General features: G+C 70.9%; 16 protein-coding genes and 2 pseudogenes. 11 read left to right on the top strand and 7 right to left on the bottom strand.

The window, feature by feature from the left end; all coding sequences use genetic code 11:
* Positions 1–5: 5 nt before the first annotated feature.
* The 5 genes and pseudogenes from ACZ48Z_RS23430 to ACZ48Z_RS23410 form a co-directional block, all read right to left on the bottom strand.
* Entirely contained in the window at positions 6–797 is a 792-nt protein-coding gene (locus ACZ48Z_RS23430) for an ABC transporter permease (RefSeq protein WP_468737799.1), read from the bottom strand.
* Complete coding sequence (locus ACZ48Z_RS23425) at positions 794–1,786, bottom strand: ATP-binding cassette domain-containing protein (RefSeq protein ID WP_468737798.1); 993 nt, start codon at positions 1,784–1,786, stop codon at positions 794–796. The genes ACZ48Z_RS23430 and ACZ48Z_RS23425 overlap by 4 nt, the downstream gene beginning before the upstream one ends.
* A 101-nt stretch (positions 1,787–1,887) precedes the next feature.
* Positions 1,888–2,730 carry a DUF4097 family beta strand repeat-containing protein gene (locus ACZ48Z_RS23420; RefSeq protein ID WP_468737797.1) on the bottom strand — a complete coding sequence of 281 codons (843 nt, stop codon included), beginning with the start codon at positions 2,728–2,730 and terminating at the stop codon, positions 1,888–1,890.
* A 98-nt stretch (positions 2,731–2,828) separates the two neighbouring features.
* A complete protein-coding gene (locus ACZ48Z_RS23415) occupies positions 2,829–3,341 on the bottom strand; it encodes a hypothetical protein (protein ID WP_468737796.1) in 513 nt (170 codons plus the stop codon).
* Positions 3,342–3,518: 177 nt separating this feature from the next.
* Positions 3,519–3,698, bottom strand: a pseudogene (locus tag ACZ48Z_RS23410) (winged helix-turn-helix domain-containing protein); the annotation flags it as partial.
* Between the two features lie 89 nt (positions 3,699–3,787).
* Between ACZ48Z_RS23410 and ACZ48Z_RS23405 the strand changes: the two are divergent.
* Positions 3,788–3,964: pseudogene (locus ACZ48Z_RS23405) on the top strand (3'(2'),5'-bisphosphate nucleotidase CysQ); the annotation flags it as partial.
* Positions 3,965–4,010: 46 nt separating this feature from the next.
* Here ACZ48Z_RS23405 and ACZ48Z_RS23400 read toward each other — a convergent pair.
* Positions 4,011–5,309, bottom strand: a complete 1,299-nt coding sequence (locus ACZ48Z_RS23400; protein ID WP_468737795.1) for an alpha/beta hydrolase — start codon at positions 5,307–5,309, stop codon at positions 4,011–4,013.
* A 337-nt stretch (positions 5,310–5,646) separates the two neighbouring features.
* On the opposite strand from ACZ48Z_RS23400, the gene ACZ48Z_RS23395 reads away from it, so the two are divergent.
* The 10 genes from ACZ48Z_RS23395 (at position 5,647) to ACZ48Z_RS23350 (ending at position 14,606) form a co-directional block, all read left to right on the top strand.
* Positions 5,647–7,386 (top strand): FAD-dependent oxidoreductase, encoded by a 1,740-nt coding sequence (locus ACZ48Z_RS23395; protein ID WP_468737794.1) that lies wholly within the window; start codon positions 5,647–5,649, stop codon positions 7,384–7,386.
* Between the two features lie 374 nt (positions 7,387–7,760).
* Positions 7,761–8,312, top strand: coding sequence for a hypothetical protein (locus tag ACZ48Z_RS23390; RefSeq protein WP_468737793.1), 552 nt, complete (start codon positions 7,761–7,763; stop codon positions 8,310–8,312).
* 115 nt (positions 8,313–8,427) lie between these two features.
* Positions 8,428–9,120: a class F sortase gene (locus ACZ48Z_RS23385; protein ID WP_468737792.1), complete on the top strand. Its 693-nt coding sequence runs from the start codon at positions 8,428–8,430 to the stop codon at positions 9,118–9,120.
* Between the two features lie 184 nt (positions 9,121–9,304).
* Positions 9,305–10,462: a SchA/CurD-like domain-containing protein gene (locus tag ACZ48Z_RS23380; RefSeq protein ID WP_468737791.1), complete on the top strand. Its 1,158-nt coding sequence runs from the start codon at positions 9,305–9,307 to the stop codon at positions 10,460–10,462.
* Positions 10,463–10,508: 46 nt separating this feature from the next.
* Positions 10,509–10,946 (top strand): cupin domain-containing protein, encoded by a 438-nt coding sequence (locus tag ACZ48Z_RS23375; RefSeq protein ID WP_468737790.1) that lies wholly within the window; start codon positions 10,509–10,511, stop codon positions 10,944–10,946.
* Positions 10,943–12,211 (top strand): beta-ketoacyl-[acyl-carrier-protein] synthase family protein, encoded by a 1,269-nt coding sequence (locus tag ACZ48Z_RS23370; RefSeq protein WP_468737789.1) that lies wholly within the window; start codon positions 10,943–10,945, stop codon positions 12,209–12,211. Before ACZ48Z_RS23375 ends, ACZ48Z_RS23370 begins: the two co-directional genes overlap by 4 nt.
* The gene (locus tag ACZ48Z_RS23365; protein ID WP_468737788.1) at positions 12,208–13,458 is read left to right on the top strand and encodes a ketosynthase chain-length factor; all 1,251 of its coding nucleotides are present in this window, start codon (positions 12,208–12,210) and stop codon (positions 13,456–13,458) included. The genes ACZ48Z_RS23370 and ACZ48Z_RS23365 overlap by 4 nt, the downstream gene beginning before the upstream one ends.
* 44 nt (positions 13,459–13,502) lie before the next feature.
* Positions 13,503–13,760 (top strand): phosphopantetheine-binding protein, encoded by a 258-nt coding sequence (locus tag ACZ48Z_RS23360; protein ID WP_468737787.1) that lies wholly within the window; start codon positions 13,503–13,505, stop codon positions 13,758–13,760.
* A gap of 1 nt (position 13,761) precedes the next feature.
* Entirely contained in the window at positions 13,762–14,241 is a 480-nt protein-coding gene (locus tag ACZ48Z_RS23355; RefSeq protein ID WP_468737786.1) for an SRPBCC family protein, read from the top strand.
* 32 nt (positions 14,242–14,273) lie between these two features.
* Entirely contained in the window at positions 14,274–14,606 is a 333-nt protein-coding gene (locus tag ACZ48Z_RS23350) for a TcmI family type II polyketide cyclase (RefSeq protein ID WP_468737785.1), read from the top strand.
* 75 nt (positions 14,607–14,681) lie between these two features.
* On the opposite strand, the gene ACZ48Z_RS23345 is transcribed toward ACZ48Z_RS23350, so the two are convergent.
* Entirely contained in the window at positions 14,682–15,710 is a 1,029-nt protein-coding gene (locus ACZ48Z_RS23345) for a methyltransferase (RefSeq protein ID WP_468737784.1), read from the bottom strand.
* Positions 15,711–15,713: the final 3 nt, after the last annotated feature.

Raw genomic sequence — 15,713 nt, 5'->3', positions numbered from 1 at the left:
GGCTGCTATTTCGGGTCGCGGTCGAACAGCGACTTGGACCAGGCGTAGCCGAGTGCGGCCAGGCCGAGGCACCAGGCCACGGCGAGCCAGCCGTTGTGGCCGATCTCGGTGCCGAGGAGCAGGCCGCGCAGGGTTTCGATGGCCGGGGTGAAGGGCTGGTACTGGGCGATGGGCTGGAACCAGCCCGGCATGGCGTCGACCGGGACGAAGGCGCTGGAGAGGAGGGGCAGGATCATCAGCGGCATGGCGTTGTTGCTGGCCGCTTCGGCGTTCGGGCTGGACAGGCCCATCCCCACCGCGATCCAGGTGAGCGCCAGGGACATGAGGACGACCAGGGCGAAGGCCAGGATCCACTCCAGCACGGTGGCGTCCGTGGAGCGGAAGCCGATGGCCACGGCGACGGCGCCGACGAGGGCCACGCTCATCGCGCACTGGATCACGCTGCCGACGACGTGTCCGACGAGCACCGAGCCCCGGTGGATCGCCATCGTGCGGAAGCGGGCGATGATGCCCTCGTTCATGTCCATGGAGACGGAGACGGCGCTTCCGATCGTTGTGCCGCCGATGGTCAGCATCAGGATCCCGGGGAAGAGATACGCGAGGTACGCGGACCGGTCCCCGCCGCCGTCCCCGATGCCGGCGCTCATGGTGTCGCCGAAGATGTAGACGAAGAGCAGGAGCAGCACGATCGGGCTGAGCAGCAGGTTCAGGGTGAGGGACGGGTAGCGGCGCACATGCAGGAGGTTGCGGCGCAGCATGGTGGAGGAATCGCGCAGGGCGGGTGCGAGGGTGCTCATCGGACGGTCTCCTTGGACTCGTCGGTGACGTCGCGGTCGCCGGTGAGGGCGAAGAACACGTCGTCGAGGTCGGGGGTGTGCACGGTCAGCTCGTCCGCCTCGATGCCGAGGGAGTCCAGCCGGTCGAGGATCGAGCGCAGTTCGCGCTGACTGCCGTCGCTGGGGAGCTGGAGGGTGAGGGACTCGTCGTCCCGGGTCACCTCGCGCAGGGTCTCGGCAGCGCTCCGGTAGGCGGCCGGGTCGTCGAAGCGCAGGCGCACATGGCCGCCGGGGACGAGCCGCTTGAGCTCCTCCGCGGTGCCCTCGGCGACGATCCTGCCGTCGTTCAACACCGCGATGCGGTCGGCGAGTTCGTCGGCCTCCTCCAGGTACTGGGTGGTGAGGAAGACCGTGACGCCGTCGGAGACCAGCTCCCGGATGATGCCCCACATGCTGTGCCGGGAACGCGGGTCGAGGCCGGTGGTCGGCTCGTCGAGGAAGATGATCCGCGGGCTGCCCACCAGGGTCATGGCGATGTCCAGGCGGCGCTTCATGCCCCCGGAGTAGGTCGAGGCCGGCTTCTTCGCGGCCTCGGCGAGGTCGAACCTCTCCAGCAGTTCGGCAGTGACCCTGCGCCCCTCCTGTCGGGAGAGGTGGTGCAGGTCCGCCATCAGGAGCATGTTCTCCTCACCGGTGATCAGACCGTCGACCGCGGAGAACTGCCCGGTTACCCCGATCGCGGCACGCACCGCCTGGGCCCCGGCGGTGAGGTCGTGGCCGCCGACCCGCGCCTGACCGCCGTCGGCCGTGATCAGGGTGGAGAGGATCTTCACGACGGTGGTCTTGCCGGCGCCGTTGGGTCCCAGCAGGGCGAACACCGACCCTGCCGGGATGTGCAGATCGATGCCGTCGAGGACGGTCTTGTCGCCGTACGACTTGCGCAGGCCGGTGGTGGAGACGGCGATCGGGGAACCGTTCCCGTTGGATGTGGACATGACAGAAGAAGGCATGGAGCCCTCCCGTTCGAAGGCTGAAGTGGGTGGGGGGGCGATCGGTTGGGACAGGGGTGCTCAGCCCGGACTCCGACTCAAGCTCGGGCTCGGGCTCTGCCTCAGGCCTTGGCGCGGAAGACGTCGATGTTGCCCCAGTTGGTCCGTGCGCGGACCTTGACCGTGTCCTCGGTCTGCTCCGGGGCCTCGGAGGCGGTGAGCGTGTTGCGCACCAGGCCGCGGTTGGAGCTGACGTCGAGCCAGGCGGCGGTGCCCTCTCGGATGCCGATCTCGATGGGACCGTTGGAGGTTTCCAACTGGACTTCACCGCGGGCGACTTCGGCGACGCGAAGGGCGCCGTTGGTGGCGGTGCCGGTGACCGACGCCTCGGCGCACGCGATGTCGATGGTGCCGTTGGCACCGCTCACCCGCAGCTCGCCGGAGACGGCGCCCACGGTCGTGTTGCCGTTGGAGTTCTTCAGGACCGCCGGGCCGTCGACGGTGCCGACGCGCAGGTTGCCGGAGCTGGTGGTGATCTCGGCCTTGCCCTCGATCCGGTCGACGACGATCGAGCCGTGGGAGGCGGTCAGCTCAACCGGTCCGGTGGTGTCGAGGCGTACGTCACCGACCGAGGTCTTCACCCGGACCTCGCCGAGCCGGCCCTCACCGAGCACCTGGGCCCAGGCGCCGGTCACCTCGACGCGTGACCCCGTGGGCAGTTCGACCGTCACGTCGGCGACACCGGAGGGGCCGATCATGCGGCGCTCCTTCGTCCTGACGGTCAGGACGCCGCCCGCGTAGCTGACCTCGGTCTGCTCGGCGGCGCGTACGTCCTTGTCCCGCTTCGGGTCGCGGGGCAGCACCTCGACGACGGTGTCCAGGCGGTCGCCCGCGGTGAGCCGGAGGGAACCGGCGGCCACATGGGCGTTGACCGAGATCGGTTCGGGAGTGTCGAAAGAAGGCATGGCTGTCCCGTCCTCTTGAGTCCTTGGAGCGTCCCCGCTGGTGGGACGTGGTGCGGGTGAAGTGTGGGTGAAGCGCTTTTCCGTGCGGGCGGATGCGGCTAGCGCACCCAGCCCGTGAAGTTCTGTCCGACGTTCTGGGCCCTGCCCGGCGTACGGGGCCGGGTGCCGCCGTCGACCGCGGCCGCCACGGCACGCACCAGCCATGCGTTGACCGACAGGCCCTCGCGGTTCGCGGCCTCCTCGGCGCGCGTCTTGAGGTGGGCCGGCAGCCGGAGGTTGACGCGGGCGGTGCCGCCCTCCTCGGCGTCGGCCGGGTCCTTGAACGGTTCGAGGGGTGCGGCCGGTTCCACGGGGGCGTCGCCCTCGGTGGGCGGCAGCGTCACGACGAAGTCTGGGTCGAGTCCGCGCAGCCGTACGTCGACCGAACCGGGGGCGAGTTCGCGGGTGATCTCGTCCATCGCGGCGGACAGCACGTTGAGCATGACCAGCCGGGTCGCCGACTCCAGGGGGGCGGTCAGCCGCTCGGCCAGCTCACGGGCTTCGTCGCCTCCGGCTTCGGCAGCCACCGCGAGTTCGCGGCGGAGGTTGTCGACATACGGGGTGAGGTCCATGGAGCCATCATGGCACCACAATGGCGCCACCCGCAACCCCGAAGAGTCATCCCCAGCAGCAGAACCCGCGCCACCTGCGGAAACGCCATGAAGATAGACGTGGCACCACATGGCACCACTCAGTGCCAGGCGGTGCCACATGGCGCCAGTCGCTGACCTCCAGCCCGAGTGCCGTGTTCACCCTTCGAAGCGGTAACCCATGCCGGGCTCGGTGATCAGATAGCGGGGGTGGGCGGGATCCGCCTCCAGCTTGCGCCGCAGCTGGGCCATGTAGACCCGCAGGTAGTTGGTCTTGTCGCTCCGGGAGACGCCCCAGACCTCCTGGAACGGGTGTTTCTGCGTGATCAGCCGTCCCGGCGGCGACTGCCTGAACCACCGAACGGCCCGAGCGGAACAGAAACAGCACCCCGCGGCCGCGGACCGAACACGAGTGGCGAGCCATTCGCCTCGACCTGCCGCGGGGACCGCTGCTGTGGGCCCGTCCCGGATCGCAGTGGGCCGAGGGACGCGCGCTCCCGCCCGGGGAGTGGTGGGTCGTCGATCCCGCCGAGGGCAACGTCACCCACGTCCACGCCATGCCGGACTGGGCCGTCACCGCCAGACCGGTCCGCGGCCAACAGCCGCCCCGCCCACCCCTGTGCCGTCGCGACCGTCATGCCCCGGACGGGTTCACCTGCGTGTCCTGGCGGTAGGGGTGGGTTCCGGGCCGTCGGCGCGGAGGGGGGCGTGGCTGGTTTTCGGGGGGTCGGCGACCACAGCGCCCGGCTTGGTCCTGTGGTGGCGGGGGACGACGTCCTGGGGGAACGTCAGCTGCTGGTTCATCCACTTCAGGGCGGGGGGCATCTCCTGTACCCAGGTCGGGAAGTTGTGGCTGCCGTGCTCGGGCTGGATCGACACGACACGCATGGGTGCCTTGACGGCCCTGAGGAAGGCCTGCGTCTGCGGATAGCCGCGTTCGCCGTGCTTGCTCTCCGCCACCAGGACGGAGACCTGGGGGGCGGGCAGGTTCTTGAGCCTCCACATCAGATCGTGGCCGTTGCTCCGCTCGGCGCGTCCCGGCCCGCTGCCGAAGAGACTGCCGGTCGTCGGATCGTCCTTCACCCTGTAGTCGGGCGACAGGGCGGCGGCCGTCGTGTACGCGTGCGGATCACGCATCGTCAGCTGAAGGGCACAGCTGCCGCCGGAGGAGTAGCCCATGACACCCCAGGCGCTGGCGTCATGGCCCACCCGGTACGCGGACTTGAGGGCGTCGGGGAGATCCTTGGCCAGGAAGGTCTCGGTCTGCGGACCGCCGGGTACGTTCACGCACTCGGTGTCGCGCGGCGGGGCGATCGTCGGCCGGATCATCACCATGATGGTCGGCTGCATCTGACCGCTCTTCTGCAGTTCACCGGCGATCTGGGGGACCTTCAGATGCTGCGCGAGGTTGAAGATGCTGCCCGGGTAGCCGCTGAGCGCGACGATCACCGGGAAGCGCTGCCGCTGGTACGCCTTCTGGAAGTACTGCGGCGGCAGGTAGACGAACGCCGGGTCGACCACGCCCGTACGGCGTCCGACGACCTTCACGGACTCCACTCGCCCGTTCACCGCGGCGGGGCCGGTGGGCAGTCCGCTGACCTGGCTCAGCTGCCCGTCGCCGGCCGGCTGTACCAGCGACCCCTTCATGGCGACGCCGTTCACGGTGCCGGCGCCGCCGATGTCCCCGCCCGCCTGTGTCACCCCGACGGGGGCGGTCTCGACGCGGCCGAAGAGTTCGCCCCACGATCCGAAGAACTGGTACGACGAGTTCAGCCAGCACGCGAACGCGGCGATGATCACCACCTGGGTCGTCCCGATGGCCACCAGCCGCCCCAGCACCTGCCACAGTCCCTGCCGGGCGAACCGTGGCCACAGCCAGACCAGCAGTGCCACAGCCACGGCGGCGAGGGTCGCCATCACATACACGGTCGTCTCGCTCGTCAGACCCATACCGGTTGATCCCCGATTTCCCTACCTGTGCGGTTTCCTTCACACAGAAGGAGGGTGCTGGAGTCCTCCGCGTTCCACATTCAGTGCAAAAGGGGTGCAAGAACAGCCCACTCGGACGCGATCCAGGCGACTCGGGCCACGGGCCACCGGCCACATCGTCGGGAACGGCCCGTCGACCCACCGCCCCGCCTCTCCACCTCCCCACCGCCCCGCCGACCCGGCGAATCCGGCGGGTAAAGCGGGTGAAGCTTGGGCCCGCCCCGATGCCACGGGGCATGCATGGAGATCCCGGCCGTATCCGGACGAGTCGGTGGACCTGACGCGCCGGAGGCGAGAGATGAGCCCAAGAGACGACCATTCCGAGCGGACCCAGCGGAACGAGCGGGCCCCCCAGGTCGACGGGACCGACCCGTCCTACCCGTCCGACCCGTCCTACCCCCCGGTCCATCGGGTCCCGGTCCTCATCGTCGGCGGTTCCCTCGTCGGCCTGTCGACCTCGCTGTTCCTCGGCCGGCTGGGCGTACGCCACACGGTGGTGGAGCGCCACGCCGGCACCTCCATCCACCCCCGCGGGCGCGGCAACAACGTCCGCACGATGGAGCTGTTCCGCACCGCAGGCGTCGAGCCGATGATCCGTCAGGCCGCCGCCACGCTGGCCGGCAACCACGGAATCCTGCAGACGCCCACCCTCGTCGGCGACGCGGGCGAGTGGCTCTTCAAGGAGATCGACCCGGGCGGCGGACTGGCCCGCTTCAGCTCCAGCTCGTGGTGTCTGTGCAGCCAGAACGACCTGGAACCGGTGCTCCTCGAACACGCCGAGCGGCTCGGCGGCGACCTGCGGTACGGCACCGAGCTGATGTCGTTCGACAGCGACCCCTCCGGCGTCAACGCGGTGGTCAAGAGCCGGGAGACCGGTGAGCACACCACCATCCGCGCGGACTACCTGGTCGCTGCCGACGGCCCCCGCAGCCCCATCCGCGAGCAGCTCGGCATCGGCCGCAGCGGCCCCGGTGACCTGTTCAGCAACGTCAGCATCACCTTCCGTTCCCGCCGCCTCGCCGATGTCGTGGGCGACCGCCGCTTCATCGTCTGCTATCTGACCGACCCGGACGCCGACGGTGCGCTGCTGCCCGTGGACAACCGCGAGAACTGGGTCTTCCACGCTCCCTGGCACCCCGAACACGGCGAAACGCTGGAGGAGTTCACCGACGAGCGCTGTGTCGACCACATCCGCCGGGCGGTCGGCGTCGCCGATCTCGACGTGGAGGTCACCGGCAGGGCTCCCTGGCGCGCCGCCCAACGCGTCGCCCGGAGCTACCGCTCAGGCCGCGTCTTCCTGGCCGGCGACTCGGCCCACGAGATGTCACCCACCGGGGCGTTCGGCTCCAACACCGGTATCCAGGACGCGCACAACCTCGCCTGGAAGCTGGCCGCGGTGCTCGGCGGCTGGGCCGGGGAGGGCCTGCTGGACTCGTACGACGCCGAGCGCCGCCCGGTGGCGGAGGCGACCAGCGCCCGGGCCGCCGCCCGGTCGGTGGAGCACAGCCATCCCGGTTTCGCCCCGCCGCCCGGCGCGGGCGGCGGCGGTGGCGGTGGCCCGCAGCGCGGCATCCTCAACGTGGCCCTCGGCTACCGCTATCCGCAGGGCGCCGTACTCGGCACCGATCCCGCGGCTCCGGTCGTCCCGGAGCGCCTCGACCTGTCCGGTGAACCCGGCAGCAGGGCACCCCACATGGCGGTACGGCACCGGGGTGAACCGGTCTCCACGCTGGACCTCTACGAGCGGTCGTTCGTCCTGCTCAGCTCCGCCGACGAACCGGCCGGCTGGCACGAGGCCGCCGTCCGCCTCGCCGATGAGACGTCCGTGCCCCTGACCTCGTACCGGGTGGGTGGAGGGTCCGACGCCGAGCTGACACCGGAGGGCGACGCGGACTGGTCGGCCGTCCACGGCACGACGCCCGGGGGCGCCGTACTCGTCCGGCCCGACGGGTTCGTGGCATGGCGGTCGGCCGGGCCGGTCCCGGACGCCCTGTCGGCCCTGCGTGAGGCCCTGGCCGCGCTGGTGGCAGCGGACTGAGCCAGGCGGACACCTGAGCGGGAAAGGCCGGAGCGATGTCGCTCCGGCCTTTTTCGCTGCAAGGGGTCGGGCGGCGGCCGTTCGACACGTCCGTGCGGGGGGGGGTGTGATCCGGTGCTGGCGCCACGGGCCCCTCGGGTGTCTCCACTCCGACCCCGGCGGGCGTGAACTCGCCTGCTGCGTAAGCCTGTTGTGCCGTGGGGACGACCCGCGTGACACCGGCTCCACCGGGGCCGTCGGCCGGGCGGGTTCACCCGGGTGATCGTCTTGAGTGGTGGGAGACGGGCGACTGACTGACGGTGGATCACGTCGGGGGTGGGCCACCTCAGCTGACGAAGCACCAGCTGCCCGGCCACCGACGGAAGGAACGTCAGATGCATTCTGCTCGCACCCTCCTGGCCATCGCGGCGGCTTCGACCGTCCTCGCGCTCGGTGCCCCCGGCGCCTACGCGGCGGCCGGAGACGACGGCGACCACACGGACTCCGGCTACAGCAAGGAGCACGGCAAGGACCAGGGCAAGGAGAACAGCCAGGAGAACGGCCGGGAGAACGGTCAGGAGCACGGCAAGGGCAGCGGCCACGACTCGCCGCACGGTGGCATCCACACCGGTGGCGGTGCGCTGACCGCCGTGAACGAGGACGACTGGGGCACCGCGAAGGACCCGAAGTACGACCCGGAGACCTACAAGGACAAGGGCGACCAGGACAAGCAGGACAGCGGCAAGCAGGACAGCGGCTCCTGGAGCGGCAAGCAGGACGGCGGCTCCTGGAGCGGCGGCCACGAGAAGCCCAGCGGTGGAATGCACACCGGGGGCGGCGCGTTGGCCTCGCCGGCCATGACCGCGGGCGGGCTCGCCGTCCTGGCGGTCGCCGGAACCGGGCTGTACGCGGCGCGTCGCAAGAAGTTCGCCGGAAGCGTGGCCTGACCCATGCCGGGTGACATAGCCGCTGTGGCCGCCACGCGCGTGCCGCGTGGCGGCCCGGCGGGCCTTCCCCGTCCCTCGTCCGATTTGCTGCCGTGTCCCGGTGAGGTGGTGTCCGATGGCAGTGCGTCCTTCTTTTCCCGCAGACAACCCCGGCGGCCCCGGGCCGGCCCCCCTGGAGCGCGGATCCAACTCCAAGGTGATCTTGGGTGCCGTGGCGCTCCTGGCCCTGGCGGTGAGCCTGTTCGGCGGCCACGACTCCTCGCCCGACGCGCCCCGCCCGGTGCGGGTCGCCGCTCCCGCCGCCGTGTCGGTTCCCCCGGCCGGGCAGCCTGCGGAGAAGCCGACGGTGCAGCCCCTGCCCCGGTCAAGGCCCGTGCGGCTGCTCATCCCGAAGATCTCGGTCGACGCCCCCTTCACCGACCTCAGGATCGGCCCCACGGGACAGCTCGAGCCGCCCCCCGCCGCCGACACCAACCTCGTCGGCTGGCACGTCAACGGAGCGTCCCCCGGGGAGGCGGGCACCTCGGTCATCGCCGGACACGTCGACACGAAGACGTCGGCGGCCGTGTTCGCGGGTCTCGCCGAACTGGAGAAGGGGGACGTCTTCTACGTCGATCGCGCCGACGGGCGCAGAGCGTCCTTCGTGGTCGACAGCGCGGAGACCTTCGCCAAGGACGACTTCCCCAGCGACCGTGTGTACGCCGACACGGCACAGGCCGAGGTCCGGCTCATCACCTGCGCCGGCGACTACGACCATACGGTCCGGGACTACACGGACAACCTGGTGGTCTTCGCCCATCTCACCTGAGCCGGCCACGGCTTCCGGGCCGGCCGGTCACCCGCACGGTGCCTCCGAGTCGCGCGCTCCCGAGAGCCGGATCAGGATCGAGGCACGCCGACGTCGCCCCCCACGTGGCCGATGTCGGCCCGCGGCCGGGTCACCCCCGGCCCGCCCTTCCCCCGCCCCGCCCCGTCGAGGAGATGTGCGCAGGATGACCACCACGTCGGAACGTGTTTCCCCATCGCTTGCGCAGCAGGCCTCGCAGCGTGTCTCGCAGTCCGTCTTCGACGGCTCCAGGCTCCGTGTCGTCCTGCTGGTGGACGTCTACGACGGCGCCCAGCAGCAGTTCCTGGAGGCGTACGAGCAGCTGTGCGCGCAGGTCGCGTCCGTTCCCGGGCATGTCAGCGACCAGCTGTGCCAGTCCATCGAGAACCCCTCCCAGTGGCTCATCACGAGCGAGTGGGAGAGCGCACCGCCCTTCCTCACCTGGGTGAACAGCGAGGAACACGTGCGGATGGTGGAGCCGCTGCACAGCTGTGTCCGGGACACCAGGTCGCTCCGCTTCCACGTGGTCCGCGAGACCGGCGGTCCGGCCGTGGACACCGAGCCCGGCCGTCGCCGGCTGCAGGCCTCCCCCAGGATCGGTGACGGACTGATCCGTCACGCGCTCACCTTCACGGTCAAGCCGGGCAGCGAGGAGACCGTCGCCAAGATCCTCGCCGACTACGCCTCACCGGAGCCGCGGGTCGACGACACCACCCGGCTGTGCCGCACCTCCCTGTTCATGCACGGCAACCGGGTGGTCCGGGCCATCGAGGTGCGCGGCGACCTGCTCGCCGCGCTGCGCCACGTGGCCCGGCAGCCCGCGGTACGGGCCGTCGAGGAGGCGATCAACCCCTATCTGGAGCAGGACCGGGACCTCGACGACCCCGAGTCCGCCCGCGTCTTCTTCACCCGCGCGGCACTGCCCGCCGTCCACCACGTGACGACGGGCCGCACGAGCCCGGACGCGGTGCGGCACGCGTTGTACTACCCGGCGCGTGAGGGGCAGGGCATGCGGCTGGCCGAGTTGCTGGCCCGGCAGGACGAGGCGGCGGCCGACGACCCGCAGGGACCGGTGCTGCGCAGCACGATCTTCCAGCGCGACGACGTCGTGGTGCGGCTGGTCGACGTGAGCGGCGGCCTCGACAGCGACCCCGGGCCCGTGCTCGGTCTCACGGACCGCGGTCGCGCGGCCGAACTGACGGCGCTCCTCGACGGCGAGGCCCTCGGGGTGGAGGGTGCGGCACCGTCCGACGGCGCTTCCACCCGCCTCCTGTCGGTCTCCCGCATGGACCTCGTCACCGACCGTCGCGCCCCCGACGCCTGACTCTCCGGCACCCCCTGCCGGCCACGCCCCTGTTCGGAGGAACGCCGTGATCAAACGTCATCCCGGAATCGTGGATCTCAGCGAGGTCGAGCCCAACACTCGGCGCGGTGGCGATCTGCGAGCCCTGCTCACCCCGACCACCGTCGGCTCCACCAGCGGTTTCATGGGCGTGGCCATCGTGCAGCCCGGCGACCGCATCGCCGAGCACTACCACCCGTACTCCGAGGAGTTCATCTACGTCGTCTGCGGGCAGCTGGAGGTGGACCTGGACGGTGAGCCCCACCCGCTGCGGCCCGAGCAGGGGCTCATGATCCCCGCCCATGTGCGGCACCGCTTCCGCAACGTCGGTGAGGTGACGGCCCAACTGGTCTTCCACCTGGGCCCGTTGGCCCCGAGCCCGCCCCTCGGTCATGTCGACACCGAGGACGCCGACGGCGTGCCCATCGCGGTGGAGCCGGCCGAGCGCCCCCGGGTCCGCTCATGACGAGGCGCGTGGCGGTCACCGGCATAGGTGTCGTCGCCCCGGGCGGCATCGGCGTCCCGGCGTTCTGGGACCTGCTGACGAACGGCCGTACGGCGACGCGCGGGATCACGTTCTTCGACCCGTCCGGGCTGCGTTCCCGGATCGCCGCCGAGTGCGACTTCGACCCGGCGGCGCACGGACTGGACGCGGAGCAGATCGCCCGGTGCGACCGGTACATCCAGTTCGCGCTGGTCGCCGGGGACGAGGCGATACGGGACTCCGGTCTCGACCTCGCCGCGGAGAACCCGTGGCGCGTCGGGGTCTCCCTGGGCACCGCGGTCGGCGGAACCACCCGGCTGGAGCAGGACTACGTCCTGGTCAGCAGCTCGGGGCAGCGCTGGGACGTGGACCACCGGGAGGCCCGTGCGCATCTGCACCGGGCGTTCTCGCCCAGCACCCTCGCCTCGACGGTGGCCGAACGGTTCGAGGCACGCGGGCCGGTGCAGACCGTGTCCACCGGCTGCACCTCGGGGCTCGACGCGGTCGGGTACGCCTTCCAGACGATCGAGGAGGGCCGGGCCGACGTGTGCCTGGCCGGCGCCTCGGACTCGCCGATCTCCCCGATCACCATGGCCTGCTTCGACGCGATCAAGGCCACGTCCCCGAACAACGACGACCCGGCCCACGCCTCGCGCCCCTTCGACGCCGACCGCAACGGGTTCGTCATGGGTGAGGGCGGTGCCGTCCTCGTCCTGGAGGAGATGGAACACGCCCTGGCCCGCGGCGCGCACGTCTACTGCGAGCTGGGCGGCTACGCCACCTTCGGCAACGCCTACCACATGACCGGTCTGACCACCGAGGGCCTGGAGATGGCCCGGGCCATCGAGGACGCCCTCGACCAGGCCCGGCTCGACGGCACGGCGATCGACTACGTCAACGCGCACGGGTCGGGCACCCAGCAGAACGACCGGCACGAGACGGCCGCGGTCAAGCGGGTCCTGGGCGCGCACGCGTACGACACGCCCATGAGCTCCATCAAGTCCATGGTGGGGCACTCCCTCGGGGCGATCGGGGCGATCGAGGTCGTCGCCTGTGTGCTCGCCCTGGCCCACCAGGTCGTCCCGCCCACCGCGAACTACGAGACCCCGGACCCCGAGTGCGACCTGGACTACGTCCCGCGGGTCGCGCGGGAGCGAAGGCTGGACAGCGTGCTCTCCGTGGGCAGCGGGTTCGGTGGCTTCCAGTCCGCGGTCATCATGAGCCTGCCGAGGGAGACGACACGATGAGCGCATCTCGTCCCCGGCGCGCGGCCATCACCGGAATCGGCGTGGTCGCGCCCAACGGAACCAGCACCGAGACCTTCTGGAAGTCCACCCGGGAAGGCATCAGCGTCCTGGACCGGATCACCCGCGAGGGCTGCGGGCACCTGCCGCTGCGGGTGGCAGGCGAGGTCCGGGACTTCGACCCGCCGTCGGCGGTCGAGGAGCGCTACCTGGTGCAGACCGACCGGTTCACGCACTTCGCGATGGCCTCGGCCGACCAGGCACTCGACGACGCCGGCCTCGACCGGGCCGACACCGACGGCACGCCGTTCTCCGTGGGCGTGGTCACCGCGGCCGGTTCCGGCGGCGGCGAGTTCGGGCAGCGGGAACTGCAGCAGCTGTGGGACAAGGGCAGCCGCTACGTCGGGCCGTACCAGTCCATCGCCTGGTTCTACGCCGCGAGCACCGGCCAGATCTCCATCCGCCGCGGCTTCAAGGGCCCCTGCGGTGTCGTCGCCGCCGACGAGGCCGGGGGCCTGGACGCCCTGGCGCACGCGGCGCGGGCCGTGCGACGCGGCACCGACGTGATGGTGGCCGGGGCGACCGAGGCGCCGCTGGCCCCCTATTCGATGGTCTGCCAGCTCGGCTACGAGGAGCTGAGCACCGTCGGCGAACCGGACCGCGCCTACCGCCCGTTCACCGGCGCGGCCTGCGGATTCGTGCCCGCCGAGGGCGGTGCCATGTTCGTCGTGGAGGACGGGAGCCGCGCCCGGGAGCGGGGCGCGAAGGTGCGTGCCACGCTGGCGGGACACGCGTCGACCTTCACCGGCGCCTCGTGCTGGGAGCAGTCCCGGGAGGGACTGGCCCACGCCATCCGCGGTGCCCTGGCCGAGGCCGGGTGCGCTCCCGAGGAGATCGACGTGGTCTTCGCCGACGCGCTCGGCGTACCGGAGGCGGACCGTGCCGAGGCACTGGCGATCGCGGACGTCCTGGGCCCGCGCGCCGGCCGCGTCCCGGTCACGGCGCCGAAGACCGCTGTCGGCCGGGGCTACAGCGCGGCGCCCGTGCTGGACACCGCCGCGGCGGTGCTCGCCATGGAGCACGGTCTGATCCCGCCCACCCCCAACGTCTTCGACGTCTGCCACGACCTCGACCTCGTGACCTCCCGTGCCCGTGCCGCCGAACTGCGCACGGCGCTGGTCCTCAGCCGGGGGCTCATGGGGTCGAACGCGGCGCTGGTGCTACGGCTCGGCGCCGGCGACGCCTCGTAGCGAGGCATCGCCAACACACCACCACCCAGCAAGGAGAAAACCGTATGAGTGACCGCATCACAGTGGAGGAGCTGGCCGGGCTCATGAAGAAGGCCGCCGGGATCACCGTCGCCCCGGAGGAGCTCCAGCAGCGGTACGACTCCGGGTTCGACACGTTCGGCATCGACTCGCTCGGTCTGCTCGGCATCGTGGGCGAGCTGGAGAACCGGTACAACGCGTCGATGCCGTCCGACGCGGAGAAGAGCCGCAGCCCGCGGCAGTTCCTCGAAGTCGTCAACGGCGCGCTTCTGACGGGGGCCTGACATGTCGGGACACACACAGAACGAGGTCGTCATCGCCGCGCCCGTCGACCTGGTCTGGGACATGACCAACGACGTCGCGAACTGGACGCAGCTGTTCACCGAGTACGCCTCCGTCGAGATCCTCTCCGAGGAGGGGAACCGGACGACGTTCCGGCTCACCATGCACCCCGACGACAACGGCACGGTGTGGAGCTGGGTCTCGCAGCGCGAGACGGACCGCGACGCGCTCACCGTGCGGGCCCGCCGCATCGAGACCGGGCCCTTCGCCTACATGAACATCGTGTGGCAGTACGAGAAGGTGCTCGAGGGCACCCGGATGGTGTGGACCCAGGACTTCGCGATGAAGCCCGACGCACCGGTCGACGACGCCTGGATGACGGACAACATCAACCGGAACTCCAAGGTCCAGATGGCGCTGATCCGGGACCGCATCGAGCAGGCCGCCACGGAACGCCGGCCCGCACCCATGCTGTCCGACTGATCCGCCGACCGATCCGGACGAAGGACGCAACGATGCACCAATCCCTGATCGTCGCCCGTATGGCCCCGGGGTCGGCCCAGGACATCGCCAAGGTGTTCGAGGAGTCGGACCGAGGAGAGCTGCCGCACCTCGTCGGGGTCTCCCGGCGCAGCCTCTTCCAGTTCGACGACGTGTATCTGCACCTCATCGAGTCCGAGCACGACCCGGGCCCCGCGATCGCGAAGATGGCAGGACACCCCGAGTTCCGGGACATCAGCGAACGGCTGTCGGCGTACGTCACCGCGTACGACCCGGAGACCTGGCGCTCGCCGAAGGACGCGATGGCGCACCGCTTCTACCGCTGGGACCGGAACACCGGCTCCTGAACCGGTCGTTCCAACGCCGCCCGCCGGGCACGCGAGTCCCGCGTGCCCGGCAGGCGGCGTCTCACCGTTCCGCCGTCACTCGGGGACGGTGCAGTCGAACGCGTGCAGATAGGGGTTGACCGGCCGTACGTCGTCGATGACCAGACCGGCGCCCGTCAGCCTGCCGACCATGCTCTCGGTGGTGTGCTTGGCCCCGCCGACGTTGAGGAGCAGCAGCAGGTCCATGGCCGTGCTGAACCGCATCGAGGGCGTGTCGTCGACGAGGTTCTCGATGACCACGACCCGGGTGCCGGGGCCGCCCGCCTCGATGACGTTGCGCAGGGTGCGGGTCGTGCTGTCGTCGTCCCACTCCAGGATGTTCTTGATGACGTACACGTCCGCCTGGACCGGGACGGCCACCCGGCAGTCACCGGGCACGAGACTCATCCGGTCCGCGAGCGCGCCTCCCGGACGCAGCCGCGGATCGGCGTTCTCCACCACGCGCGGCAGGTCGAGCAGGGTGCCGTACAGCGCGGGGTACTTCTCCAGCAGGCTCGCCACCACATGCCCCTGGCCACCCCCGATGTCGGCGACCGACTTGCTCCCCGACAGATCGAGGAACGCCGCCACGTCCCGCGCGGACTGCACGCTGGACGTCGTCATGGCGCGGTTGAAGACGTCGGCCGATTCGGGGGCGTCCTCGTTGAGGTAGGGGAAGAACTCCTTGCCGTACAGGTCCTCCACGACGTTGCGGCCGGAGCGCACCGCCTCGTCCAGCATCGGCCACGCGTCCCACGTCCACGGCTCGGTGCACCACAGCGCGATGTCGCGCAGACTGTTCGGGTCGTCCTTGCGCAGCAGCCGGGACATGTCGGTGTGCGCGAACGTCCCGTCCGGCTGCTCGGTGAAGATGCCGTAGCAGGTCAGGGCCCGCAACAACCGCCGCAGCGGCTTCGGTTCGGCCTTCACCAGCGTCGCGAGGTCCGCCGCGGCCATGGGGCTGTCACCGAGGGCGTCGGCGACACCCAGTCGGGCGGCCGCACGGAGGGCCGCCGCGCACGCCGCCCCGAACACGAGCTCCCTGAGGCGCATGGACGGCATGGGGACGGTCTGAGCGGTCGTCATGAG

Source organism: Streptomyces sp. NPDC031225, assembly GCF_055570355.1.
This window is presented reverse-complemented; position numbering and strand designations above follow the sequence as displayed.

Excerpts from the sequence above, each read along its gene's own strand:
- ACZ48Z_RS23430 (WP_468737799.1), bottom strand. The coding sequence starts at position 797 with ATGAGCACCCTCGCACCCGCCCTGCGCGATTCCTCCACCATGCTGCGC.
- ACZ48Z_RS23380 (WP_468737791.1), top strand. The coding sequence starts at position 9,305 with ATGACCACCACGTCGGAACGTGTTTCCCCATCGCTTGCGCAGCAGGCC.
- ACZ48Z_RS23365 (WP_468737788.1), top strand. The coding sequence starts at position 12,208 with ATGAGCGCATCTCGTCCCCGGCGCGCGGCCATCACCGGAATCGGCGTG.
- ACZ48Z_RS23350 (WP_468737785.1), top strand. The coding sequence starts at position 14,274 with ATGCACCAATCCCTGATCGTCGCCCGTATGGCCCCGGGGTCGGCCCAG.
- ACZ48Z_RS23360 (WP_468737787.1), top strand. The coding sequence starts at position 13,503 with ATGAGTGACCGCATCACAGTGGAGGAGCTGGCCGGGCTCATGAAGAAG.
- ACZ48Z_RS23355 (WP_468737786.1), top strand. The coding sequence starts at position 13,762 with ATGTCGGGACACACACAGAACGAGGTCGTCATCGCCGCGCCCGTCGAC.
- ACZ48Z_RS23345 (WP_468737784.1), bottom strand. The coding sequence starts at position 15,710 with ATGACGACCGCTCAGACCGTCCCCATGCCGTCCATGCGCCTCAGGGAG.
- ACZ48Z_RS23400 (WP_468737795.1), bottom strand. The coding sequence starts at position 5,309 with ATGGGTCTGACGAGCGAGACGACCGTGTATGTGATGGCGACCCTCGCC.
- ACZ48Z_RS23420 (WP_468737797.1), bottom strand. The coding sequence starts at position 2,730 with ATGCCTTCTTTCGACACTCCCGAACCGATCTCGGTCAACGCCCATGTG.
- ACZ48Z_RS23370 (WP_468737789.1), top strand. The coding sequence starts at position 10,943 with ATGACGAGGCGCGTGGCGGTCACCGGCATAGGTGTCGTCGCCCCGGGC.
- ACZ48Z_RS23390 (WP_468737793.1), top strand. The coding sequence starts at position 7,761 with ATGCATTCTGCTCGCACCCTCCTGGCCATCGCGGCGGCTTCGACCGTC.
- ACZ48Z_RS23415 (WP_468737796.1), bottom strand. The coding sequence starts at position 3,341 with ATGGACCTCACCCCGTATGTCGACAACCTCCGCCGCGAACTCGCGGTG.
- ACZ48Z_RS23385 (WP_468737792.1), top strand. The coding sequence starts at position 8,428 with ATGGCAGTGCGTCCTTCTTTTCCCGCAGACAACCCCGGCGGCCCCGGG.
- ACZ48Z_RS23425 (WP_468737798.1), bottom strand. The coding sequence starts at position 1,786 with ATGCCTTCTTCTGTCATGTCCACATCCAACGGGAACGGTTCCCCGATC.
- ACZ48Z_RS23395 (WP_468737794.1), top strand. The coding sequence starts at position 5,647 with ATGAGCCCAAGAGACGACCATTCCGAGCGGACCCAGCGGAACGAGCGG.